Below are 10,388 nucleotides of genomic sequence, written 5' to 3' on the forward strand. Positions count from 1 at the left end.
AGACTGACGAAGTCAGTGACCATATCTACGGCAAGGCGACGCTGACGAAGTTTGAATTGGATTTTCGCAGAGTGTAAATTGTTGAAACTAGGTTGTCATACCATTAGGAGTGACAGCCTAGTTTTTTATAAACTATCAAGAAATCGGAGAAAATAATGGTAATTGAATTAAAATCAGAACAATTAAGAGTTCAATTTAACAGTTTTGGTGGGGCTCTTTCTTCTATAAAAGATGCTGAGGGACTGGAGTATTTGTGGCAAGGGGATGCTACTTATTGGAGTGGACAAGCTCCTGTTCTCTTTCCTATTTGTGGTTCATTGAGAGAGGATACAGCCCTCTATATAGATGAGAAGGGTCAGGAAAGCAAAGGAAAGATTCCTCGTCATGGTCTGGTCCGCAAGAAAGAATTTGAATTAGTTGAACAGACAGATAAGAGTGTAACTTTTGCAATTGAAGACGATGAGAATAGCTATCAAAACTATCCTTATCATTTCCGCCTAGAAATCACTTATAGCCTTACTGGCAAGACAGTACGGACTCAATACAAAATATTTAATAAAGAAACTAGCAAGGTCATGCCTTACTTTATTGGTGGACATCCAGGATTTAATTGTCCTCTACTGGATGATGAGGTCTATGAAGATTACTATTTAGAGTTTGAGAAAGAAGAGACTTGCTCTGTTCCACGCCCTTTCCCAGAAACGGGGATGCTTGACTTTCAAGATAGAAGTCCATGGTTAGAGAATCAAAAAGAATTAGACCTAAGCTATGATCTTTTCAGCACAGATGCAGTGACTTTGGATGAATTGCAATTTCGAACAATTGCCCTTCGTTCTCGTAAACATGATAAGGGATTGAAAGTGCACTTTGCAGAGTTTCCAAACCTCATCATCTGGTCAACTTTGAACAAGGGACCTTTCATTGCCTTTGAACCATGGTCTGGCTTGTCAACATCCCTTGAAGAAGGAGATCATTTAGAAGATAAGAAGAATGTTCGTCTCTTAGAAGCCAATCAGGTTGAAGAATTAGGTTTTGAGATAGAAGTTTTATAAAAAAGTAAAAAATAAATAACAAAAACAAACACAAACTGTTGACTTTTTCAAACAATAGTAGTATATTATGTTTGTGAGGACTAATTGACTGTTTTTTAAAGACAGGCAATACACTGCTGGAATCCAGCATAGAAAAAATAAAAGGAGTATACAATATGTCTATTGTTATCGGTGCAGATGCTGCAGGTTTGAGATTGAAAGAAGTTGTGAAAGACTTCTTGGAAAAAGAAAATTTCCACGTTGTGGATGTTACAGCTGAAGGTCAAGACTTTGTTGATGTGACTCTCGCTGTTGCTGCAGAAGTGAACAAAGAAGAACAAAACCTTGGTATCGTGATTGATGCTTACGGTGCTGGTCCATTTATGGTCGCAACAAAAATCAAAGGAATGGTTGCTGCAGAAGTTTCTGACGAACGTTCAGCTTATATGACTCGTGGCCACAACAACTCACGTATGATCACTATGGGTGCACAACTTGTTGGTGACGAATTGGCTAAAAACATCGCTAAAGGATTTGTTAACGGTAAATACGATGGTGGACGTCACCAAATTCGGGTCGACATGTTGAACAAAATGTGCTAATACTCTTCAAAAATCAAGATAATCTGTCGTCAGCTCACTTTAGCTAACCTCAGTTATGCTCGCAGCTCGCTTCCTAAGCTAATCTTGATTTTTCTTGAGTAGGGATAAATGATATTAGATTTATATAATTAATCGGAGGGAATAACTAATGAGAATTGCAATTGGATGTGACCACATCGTAACAGATGAAAAAATGGCGGTTTCAGAATTTTTGAAATCAAAAGGACATGAAGTCATTGACTTTGGTACCTATGACCACACACGTACTCACTACCCAATCTTTGGTAAAAAAGTAGGGGAAGCTGTAACTAGCGGTCAAGCTGATCTTGGTGTATGTATCTGTGGTACTGGTGTAGGTATCAACAACGCTGTAAATAAAGTTCCAGGTGTCCGTTCTGCCTTGGTTCGTGATATGACAACAGCCCTTTATGCTAGAGAACAATTGAACGCCAACGTTATCGGCTTTGGTGGTAAGATTACTGGTGAATTGCTCATGTGTGACATCATCGAAGCTTTCATCCATGCTGAATACAAACCATCTGAAGAAAACAAGAAATTGATTGCGAAAATTGAACACGTCGAAAGCCACAATGCTCAACAAACAGACGCAAACTTCTTCACTGAATTCCTTGAAAAATGGGATCGCGGAGAATACCACGACTAAGAGGTGACCTATGATTTTAACAGTCACAATGAACCCATCCATTGATATTTCCTATCCCTTGGATGAGTTAAAGATTGATACTGTCAATCGTGTGGTGGATGTAACCAAAACAGCTGGTGGTAAAGGACTAAACGTTACTCGAGTACTTTCAGAATTTGGAGATTCTGTTCTTGCTACTGGTTTAGTTGGTGGTAAACTTGGTGAGTTTTTGGTTGAACATATCGATGATCAAGTAAAGAAAGATTTCTTTTCTATTCAGGGAGAAACTCGTAACTGTATCGCTATTCTTCACGGAGACAACCAAACAGAAGTTCTTGAAAAAGGACCTGAAGTTCTTGAACAAGAAGGTCAAGACTTTTTGGAACATTTCAAAAAACTCTTGGGCTCAGTTGAAGTAGTAGCCATCTCAGGTAGTCTGCCAGCTGGCCTTCCAGTTGATTACTATGCGAGCTTGGTAGAACTTGCTAATCAAGCTGGCAAACCTGTTGTCTTGGACTGCTCTGGTGCAGCACTTCAGGCGGTTCTTGAATCACCACATAAACCAACAGTCATCAAACCAAATAATGAGGAATTGTCTCAGCTTCTAGGAAGAGAAGTTTCAGAGGATTTGGATGAATTAAAAGAAGTCCTTCAAGAAACTTTGTTTGCAGGGATTGAATGGATTATCGTTTCACTTGGTGCCAATGGTGCCTTTGCCAAACATGGTGACACTTTCTACAAGGTAGATATTCCTAGAATTCAGGTGGTCAACCCTGTCGGATCTGGAGATTCTACTGTGGCAGGGATTTCTTCAGGACTACTTCATAAAGAATCGGATGCAGAATTACTCATCAAGGCAAATGTCCTTGGTATGCTCAATGCTCAAGAAAAAATGACTGGTCATGTCAACATGGCTAACTATCAAGCTCTATATGATCAATTAATAGTAAAAGAGGTATAAAATGGCTTTAACAGAACAAAAACGTGCACGCTTAGAAAAACTTTCTGATGAAAATGGTATCATCTCAGCTCTTGCTTTTGACCAACGTGGTGCTTTGAAACGCCTCATGGCTCAACACCAAACAGAAGAACCAACTGTGGCTCAAATGGAAGAACTGAAAGTTTTGGTAGCAGATGAATTGACTAAATACGCTTCATCAATGCTTCTTGACCCTGAGTATGGACTTCCAGCAACTAAAGCTCTTGATGAAAAAGCTGGTCTTCTCCTTGCTTATGAAAAAACAGGTTACGACACAACAAGCACAAAACGCTTGCCAGACTGCTTGGATGTTTGGTCTGCAAAACGTATTAAAGAAGAAGGTGCAGATGCAGTTAAATTCTTGCTTTACTATGATGTAGATAGCTCAGACGAACTCAACCAAGAAAAACAAGCTTACATCGAACGTATCGGTTCTGAGTGTGTGGCTGAAGATATCCCATTCTTCCTTGAAATCCTTGCTTATGATGAAAAAATTGCGGACGCTGGTTCTGTAGAATATGCGAAAGTAAAACCACACAAAGTTATCGGTGCTATGAAGGTCTTCTCAGACCCACGTTTTAACATTGATGTCTTGAAAGTTGAAGTTCCTGTTAACATTAAATATGTTGAAGGCTTCGCTGAAGGTGAAGTAGTTTATACACGTGAAGAAGCAGCAGCCTTCTTCAAAGCTCAAGATGAAGCAACTAACTTGCCATACATCTACTTGAGTGCTGGTGTATCAGCTAAACTCTTCCAAGATACTCTTGTATTTGCTCATGAATCAGGTGCAAACTTTAACGGAGTTCTTTGTGGCCGTGCTACATGGGCTGGATCAGTTGAAGCATACATCAAAGATGGTGAAGCAGCAGCTCGCGAATGGCTTCGTACAACTGGTTTTGAAAATATTGATGAACTCAATAAAGTTCTTCAAACAACAGCGACTTCATGGAAAGAACGCGTGTAAGCAAGTCCTCCTAGGTTAGGAACATGAATCTAAAAAAATTTTAAAAAAGTTGTATGTAAAGGTTTACAAAATAACTTACTTGTGCTATACTTAAATCACAAGTTAATACAAGGTGAGTGTTACTAAGTAATATTAGGCATGATCACAGGTGAATTAGAAATCGGCTGATTTCCTAGTTCATTTGTGGTCATTTTTTGTACTCATATACCTTTAAGATATAAAAGGAGGTTGACATGTATCGAATTCTAAATCCAATGAATCACAATGTCTCGCTTGTCAGAAATGATAAAGGAGAAGAAGTGATTGTGATTGGTAAGGGGATTGCATTTGGAAAGAAGAAGGGAGATTTGATTGCTGAAAATCAGGTTGAGAAAATCTTTCGGATGAAGACCGAAGAGTCCAGAGAAAACTTTATGGCTCTCCTCAAAGATGTTCCGCTTGATTTTATCACAGTGACTTATGAGATTATTGATAAGCTTTCCAAGAAATATCATTATCCGATTCAAGAGTATCTCTATGTAACCTTGACAGATCATATTTACTGTTCTTACCAAGCTCTAGCACAAGGAAGGTACAAGGATAGTAATCTGCCAGATATTTCTGCTAAGTATCCTGTCGCTTTTCAAATCGCAAATGAAGCTTTTGAAATTTACCGTCAGAAGCTAGCAGATCATTTTCCTGAGGATGAAATTATTCGGATTGCTTATCATTTCATCAATGCCGAAGGTGAAAATGAAGTGGAACTTGTGGAGTCGATTGATAAGAGGAAAGAAATTCTCAGCAATGTTGAGGAAGTTCTAAAGGAATATGCAATTCAACGAACCAAAGAGAATAATCATTTCTATGATCGCTTTATGATACATTTGAATTATTTCTTGGATTATTTAGACAGATCTAGGGATGATAACCAATCGCTTCTTGATATGGAAGACCATATCAAACAATCCTATCCAAAAGCGTTCGAGATTGGCTCCAAGATCTATGATGTGATTACGCAACATACGGGTCTTGATTTGTATAAAAGTGAACGAGTTTATCTAGTTCTACATATCCAACGTTTATTATCATAAAAATTATTTAAAATTATATAAGGAGAATTCTATCATGAATAGAGAAGAAGTAACATTGTTAGGTTTTGAAATCGTAGCCTATGCTGGCGAGGCTCGTTCAAAACTATTGGAAGCCTTGAAGGCTGCTGAAACTGGTGATTTTGCGAAAGCGGACACTCTGGTAGAGGAAGCTGGTAGCTGTATTGCAGAGGCTCACCACGCGCAAACAAGCTTGTTAACAAAGGAAGCTGCAGGTGAAGATTTAGCCTATAGCGTAACCATGATGCATGGTCAAGATCACCTGATGACAACAATCTTGCTAAAAGATTTGATGCACCACTTAATCGAACTCTATAAGAGAGGAGTTAAATAATGAATAAACTAATTGCATTTATTGAGAAAGGAAAACCTTTCTTTGAGAAACTATCTCGTAATATCTATCTTCGTGCTATTCGTGATGGTTTCATTGCAGGTATGCCTGTTATTCTCTTCTCAAGTATTTTTATCTTGATTGCCTTTGTACCAAACTCATGGGGCTTTAAATGGTCTGATGAAGTTGTAGCTTTTCTGATGAAACCTTACAGCTATTCAATGGGGATTTTGGCTCTCTTGGTAGCTGGTACAACAGCTAAATCTTTGACTGACTCAGTCAATCGAAGCATGGAGAAAACCAATCAAATCAACTATATGTCAACATTGTTGGCAGCAATTGTTGGTTTGTTGATGTTGGCAGCTGACCCTATCGAAAATGGTCTAGCTACTGGATTCTTGGGGACAAAAGGTTTGCTTTCAGCCTTCCTTGCTGCCTTTGTTACTGTAGCCATCTATAAGGTTTGTGTTAAGAACAACGTCACTATTCGTATGCCTGACGAAGTTCCACCAAATATTTCACAAGTCTTTAAAGATGTGATTCCATTCACTCTATCTGTTGTTTCTCTTTATGCTCTTGATTTACTAGCACGTCATTTTGTGGGTGCAAGCGTAGCTGAATCAATCGGTAAATTCTTTGCTCCACTCTTCTCTGCTGCTGATGGTTATCTTGGTATTACCATTATCTTTGGTGCCTTTGCCTTCTTCTGGTTTGTTGGTATCCATGGTCCATCTATCGTTGAACCTGCTATCGCAGCTATTACCTATGCAAATGCCGAAGTCAACTTGAACCTTCTCCAACAAGGTATGCACGCTGACAAGATTCTTACTTCTGGTACACAAATGTTTATCGTGACCATGGGTGGTACAGGTGCGACACTAGTTGTTCCTTTCATGTTCATGTGGTTAACAAAATCGAAACGTAACCGTGCAATCGGTCGTGCTTCAGTAGTTCCAACTTTCTTCGGTGTAAATGAGCCTATCTTGTTCGGTGCTCCATTGGTATTAAATCCAATCTTCTTCATTCCATTTATTTTTGCTCCTATCGCAAACGTATGGATCTTTAAATTCTTTATTGAAACTCTTGGAATGAACTCATTTACTGCTAATCTACCATGGACAACTCCAGCTCCACTAGGTCTAGTTCTTGGAACTAACTTCCAAGTGCTATCATTCATTCTTGCTGCCCTTCTAATCGTGGTTGACGTAGTCATTTACTACCCATTCCTTAAAGTATATGATGAACAAATTCTTGAAGAAGAGCGTTCAGGTAAGTCTAATGACGAATTGAAAGAAAAAGTTGCTGCAAACTTCAACACTGCAAAAGCAGATGCTATTCTTGAGAAAGCGGGTGTAGAAGCAGCACAAAATACCATCACTGAAGAAACAAATGTTCTCGTTCTCTGTGCAGGTGGAGGGACAAGTGGTCTCCTTGCAAATGCTTTGAACAAGGCAGCTGCAGAATACAATGTTCCTGTGAAAGCAGCAGCAGGTGGCTATGGTGCTCACCGTGAAATGTTGCCAGAGTTTGATCTTGTTATCCTTGCTCCTCAAGTTGCTTCAAACTTTGAAGACATGAAAGCAGAAACTGATAAACTCGGTATTAAACTTGCCAAGACAGAAGGCGCTCAATACATCAAATTAACCCGTGATGGAAAAGGTGCTCTTGCATTTGTACAAGCTCAATTCGAAAAATAAAAGATTAGAAGTGAGATGGAGAATAAAGCCTCACTAGCCTCCTCTCCATCTTATTTCTTTTTTAATTAAAAGGAGAATTATATGACAAAAACATTACCAAAAGACTTTATTTTCGGTGGCGCAACAGCTGCTTATCAAGCAGAAGGTGCTACACATACTGATGGAAAAGGACCAGTTGCGTGGGATAAATATCTTGAAGATAACTACTGGTACACTGCAGAACCAGCCAGTGATTTTTACAATCGATATCCAGTTGACCTCAAGCTGGCAGAAGAGTATGGTATCAATGGCATTCGAATTTCTATTGCCTGGTCACGTATTTTCCCGACTGGTTATGGTGAAGTAAATGCTAAAGGTGTTGAATTTTATCATAATCTATTTGCAGAGTGTCACAAACGTCACGTTGAGCCATTTGTAACTCTTCATCATTTTGACACGCCAGAAGCTCTTCACTCAAATGGCGACTTCTTAAATCGTGAAAATATTGAACACTTTGTAGACTACGCGGCTTTCTGTTTTGAAGAATTTCCAGAAGTAAATTATTGGACAACCTTTAATGAAATTGGGCCAATCGGTGATGGTCAATATTTAGTTGGTAAATTCCCTCCAGGTATCCAGTATGACCTTGCCAAAGTCTTCCAATCGCACCACAATATGATGGTGTCTCATGCGCGTGCAGTTAAGCTATATAAAGATAAAGGTTATAAAGGTGAAATTGGTGTTGTTCACGCTCTGCCAACTAAGTATCCTTTGGATCCTAAAAATCCAGCAGATGTTATTGCGGCAGAGTTGGAGGACATTATCCATAACAAATTTATCTTGGATGCAACTTATCTGGGGCACTACTCTGAAAAGACCCTGGCAGGGGTAGAGGCTATCTTGGCTGCCAATGGTGGAAAGCTTGACTTGCGTGACGAAGATTTCGAAGTATTAGAAGCCGCAAAAGACTTGAATGACTTCCTTGGAATTAACTACTATATGAGTGACTGGATGGAATCCTTTGATGGAGAAACTGAAATCATCCATAATGGTAAGGGTGAGAAAGGAAGTTCTAAATACCAAATCAAAGGTGTTGGTCGTCGTGTAGCTCCTGATTATGTACCACGTACGGATTGGGATTGGATTATCTACCCTCAAGGTTTGTATGACCAAATCATGCGCGTGAAGAAAGATTATCCGAACTACAAGAAGATTTACATCACTGAAAATGGTCTCGGCTATAAAGATGAGTTCGTCGATAACACTGTTTATGATGATGGCCGTATTGATTATGTGAAACAACACTTGGAGGTCTTGTCTGATGCGATTGCAGATGGCGCTAATGTAAAAGGTTACTTTATTTGGTCATTGATGGATGTCTTCTCATGGTCAAATGGGTATGAGAAACGTTACGGTCTCTTCTATGTAGATTTTGAAACTCAAGAACGTTATCCTAAGAAATCAGCTCACTGGTACAAGAAAGTAGCGAAAACTCAAGTGATTGAGTAGTAGAATGAGTCATTAGATATAGAATTTTAGTGAGGCAAAAAGATGTTCAAAAATTTTATCCAATCTATTTATGAAAAAGTTTATATTATCAACTTTGAAAAATGCTCTCAAATACCGTGTTTGACGAATGAAGAACTGAAAAGCCTTGGGAAATGGTATGTCTCTACCGGTAAAGAATGGATTTGTCATTCAGATTATGAGCTGGAAGAATTTAAAAATTTGTTTTTAAATTTTATCAATCCTGAAGAACGGGATAATATCTCCTTTGATTCAGATTTTATGCCGTTTCAACAATCGTAACCAATTTCCAAAAAAGTTAAATCTCGTATTTAGTACGCTGCAAAACTTTTATCTAATCACGTTGCTTATACTCAATGAAAATCAAAGAGCAACTTTAAACTAGAAAGCAAGTCGCAGGTTTCTCAATGCATAGCTTTGAGGTGGCAGATAAAGCAATTGGGCAAAAAGTCTTTAACGCAGAAAAACGCATAATATCAGGTGTTGAAAACCTTGATACTATGCGTTTTATTGTGGGAAGATTTACTTCTGAAATTGAGTTGTTAACCAGAATCTTTCAGGTTTATTAAGGCTTGATGACTTTAGTAAGTTTAGATAGCTCAAAAAGGATTGAATCACTTAGTTTAGAATCTGAAACAATAGTATCAAGATTTGATACATTATAAAAAGTATAAAAATCAAACTTATTGAACTTACTATGATCTGCGAGTAAATATTTTTTATTAGAATTATTTAAAGCGATGCGTTGAGCCTCTCCCTCTTCCTCGCTAAAAGTAGCTAGAGCTCCGTTTTGAATACCATTACAGCTAACGAAAGCTTTAGAAAATTGGAGATTAGAGAGATTTTGTAGGGTCAATGTGCCAACAAAAGCACCTGTAATATCGCGATAATTTCCACCTATCAAAATCAAATCTGTTAATTTTCGTTCGCTTAAAATCAGAAAAACAGGTAGACTGTTGGTCACGACGCGGATATTGTCAATAGGCAACTCACGCGCAAAAAATTCTAATGTTGTTCCTGGTCCAATAAAAATAGTTTCTCTTTCTTCTACTAGACTGCCTGCAAAACGGGCTATTTCTTGTTTTTCTGCCGTTTGGAGGGCTTGTTTTTCAATATTTGATCGCTCATTAGTCAAAAGGGAGTTGGTTCGAAGTTTTTCAGCTCCACCATGCACACGAATCAGCAAATCTTTATCAGCTAATTCCTGTAAATAGCGCCTTGCAGTCATATCTGAAACGGCTATTTCGTCCATAATCTGTTTAACCGTTATGGTTCCTTTACTATTTACTATCTCTAAAATTTTGGTTAATTTTTCTTGTTTGAGCACATTATCACCTCGTTTCCTACTACTATCTTACCATAAACTAGCCCATCATTCAAATACAAAAACAACAAAATAAAACAAAAACAAAAATATCGAGGTTCATTTTCAAAACTTTCGATATTTTTATTAAGTTATTATTTTGTTGTTTCTAGTTTATTTTTTATGATTGAGAGTGGTGGAGAATTATACTCAATGAAAATCAAAGAGCAAACTAGGAAGCTAG

The 10,388-nt window shown here is 38.2% G+C and carries 12 protein-coding genes; 11 read left to right on the forward strand and 1 reads right to left on the reverse strand.

Features of this window, described 5'->3' with window-relative positions; genetic code table 11:
• The first annotated feature begins 155 nt into the window (after positions 1–155).
• The 11 genes from HT730_RS03895 to HT730_RS03945 all read left to right on the forward strand — a co-directional run bounded on the left by HT730_RS03895 (position 156) and on the right by HT730_RS03945 (position 9,410).
• Positions 156–1,052, forward strand: coding sequence for an aldose 1-epimerase family protein (locus HT730_RS03895; RefSeq protein ID WP_173306870.1), 897 nt, complete (start codon positions 156–158; stop codon positions 1,050–1,052).
• A 155-nt stretch (positions 1,053–1,207) separates the two neighbouring features.
• Positions 1,208–1,633, forward strand: a complete 426-nt coding sequence (gene lacA / locus HT730_RS03900; RefSeq protein WP_000029277.1) for a galactose-6-phosphate isomerase subunit LacA — start codon at positions 1,208–1,210, stop codon at positions 1,631–1,633.
• Positions 1,634–1,781: 148 nt separating this feature from the next.
• Entirely contained in the window at positions 1,782–2,297 is a 516-nt protein-coding gene (gene lacB / locus HT730_RS03905; RefSeq protein WP_173306871.1) for a galactose-6-phosphate isomerase subunit LacB, read from the forward strand.
• Positions 2,298–2,307: 10 nt separating this feature from the next.
• Positions 2,308–3,237 (forward strand): tagatose-6-phosphate kinase, encoded by a 930-nt coding sequence (locus HT730_RS03910; RefSeq protein WP_173306872.1) that lies wholly within the window; start codon positions 2,308–2,310, stop codon positions 3,235–3,237.
• Position 3,238: 1 nt separating this feature from the next.
• Positions 3,239–4,219 carry a tagatose-bisphosphate aldolase gene (gene lacD / locus HT730_RS03915; RefSeq protein ID WP_001229114.1) on the forward strand — a complete coding sequence of 327 codons (981 nt, stop codon included), beginning with the start codon at positions 3,239–3,241 and terminating at the stop codon, positions 4,217–4,219.
• Positions 4,220–4,452: 233 nt separating this feature from the next.
• Positions 4,453–5,289, forward strand: a complete 837-nt coding sequence (locus HT730_RS03920) for a transcription antiterminator (RefSeq protein WP_173306873.1) — start codon at positions 4,453–4,455, stop codon at positions 5,287–5,289.
• Positions 5,290–5,323: 34 nt separating this feature from the next.
• Complete coding sequence (locus HT730_RS03925; protein ID WP_173306874.1) at positions 5,324–5,641, forward strand: PTS lactose/cellobiose transporter subunit IIA; 318 nt, start codon at positions 5,324–5,326, stop codon at positions 5,639–5,641.
• Entirely contained in the window at positions 5,641–7,335 is a 1,695-nt protein-coding gene (locus tag HT730_RS03930) for a lactose-specific PTS transporter subunit EIIC (protein ID WP_049511815.1), read from the forward strand. Before HT730_RS03925 ends, HT730_RS03930 begins: the two co-directional genes overlap by 1 nt.
• Positions 7,336–7,416: 81 nt before the next feature.
• A complete protein-coding gene (gene lacG, locus HT730_RS03935; protein ID WP_173306875.1) occupies positions 7,417–8,823 on the forward strand; it encodes a 6-phospho-beta-galactosidase in 1,407 nt (468 codons plus the stop codon).
• Between the two features lie 42 nt (positions 8,824–8,865).
• The gene (locus HT730_RS03940; RefSeq protein WP_173306876.1) at positions 8,866–9,123 is read left to right on the forward strand and encodes a DUF3884 family protein; all 258 of its coding nucleotides are present in this window, start codon (positions 8,866–8,868) and stop codon (positions 9,121–9,123) included.
• A gap of 125 nt (positions 9,124–9,248) precedes the next feature.
• Positions 9,249–9,410, forward strand: coding sequence for a hypothetical protein (locus HT730_RS03945; protein ID WP_173276211.1), 162 nt, complete (start codon positions 9,249–9,251; stop codon positions 9,408–9,410).
• Here HT730_RS03945 and HT730_RS03950 read toward each other — a convergent pair.
• Entirely contained in the window at positions 9,407–10,168 is a 762-nt protein-coding gene (locus HT730_RS03950; protein WP_000917603.1) for a DeoR/GlpR family DNA-binding transcription regulator, read from the reverse strand. The genes HT730_RS03945 and HT730_RS03950 overlap by 4 nt on opposite strands.
• Positions 10,169–10,388 lie beyond the last annotated feature (220 nt).

This window comes from Streptococcus sp. k-628, from assembly GCF_013277475.1.
Lineage (GTDB): Bacteria > Bacillota > Bacilli > Lactobacillales > Streptococcaceae > Streptococcus.

What these genes read in the sequence shown, in the direction of transcription:
- lacB (WP_173306871.1), top strand. Translation starts at nt 1,782, where the DNA reads ATGAGAATTGCAATTGGATGTGACCACATCGTAACAGATGAAAAAATG.
- lacA (WP_000029277.1), top strand. Translation starts at nt 1,208, where the DNA reads ATGTCTATTGTTATCGGTGCAGATGCTGCAGGTTTGAGATTGAAAGAA.
- HT730_RS03895 (WP_173306870.1), top strand. Translation starts at nt 156, where the DNA reads ATGGTAATTGAATTAAAATCAGAACAATTAAGAGTTCAATTTAACAGT.
- HT730_RS03910 (WP_173306872.1), top strand. Translation starts at nt 2,308, where the DNA reads ATGATTTTAACAGTCACAATGAACCCATCCATTGATATTTCCTATCCC.
- HT730_RS03945 (WP_173276211.1), top strand. Translation starts at nt 9,249, where the DNA reads ATGCATAGCTTTGAGGTGGCAGATAAAGCAATTGGGCAAAAAGTCTTT.
- lacD (WP_001229114.1), top strand. Translation starts at nt 3,239, where the DNA reads ATGGCTTTAACAGAACAAAAACGTGCACGCTTAGAAAAACTTTCTGAT.
- HT730_RS03930 (WP_049511815.1), top strand. Translation starts at nt 5,641, where the DNA reads ATGAATAAACTAATTGCATTTATTGAGAAAGGAAAACCTTTCTTTGAG.
- lacG (WP_173306875.1), top strand. Translation starts at nt 7,417, where the DNA reads ATGACAAAAACATTACCAAAAGACTTTATTTTCGGTGGCGCAACAGCT.
- HT730_RS03940 (WP_173306876.1), top strand. Translation starts at nt 8,866, where the DNA reads ATGTTCAAAAATTTTATCCAATCTATTTATGAAAAAGTTTATATTATC.
- HT730_RS03925 (WP_173306874.1), top strand. Translation starts at nt 5,324, where the DNA reads ATGAATAGAGAAGAAGTAACATTGTTAGGTTTTGAAATCGTAGCCTAT.
- HT730_RS03920 (WP_173306873.1), top strand. Translation starts at nt 4,453, where the DNA reads ATGTATCGAATTCTAAATCCAATGAATCACAATGTCTCGCTTGTCAGA.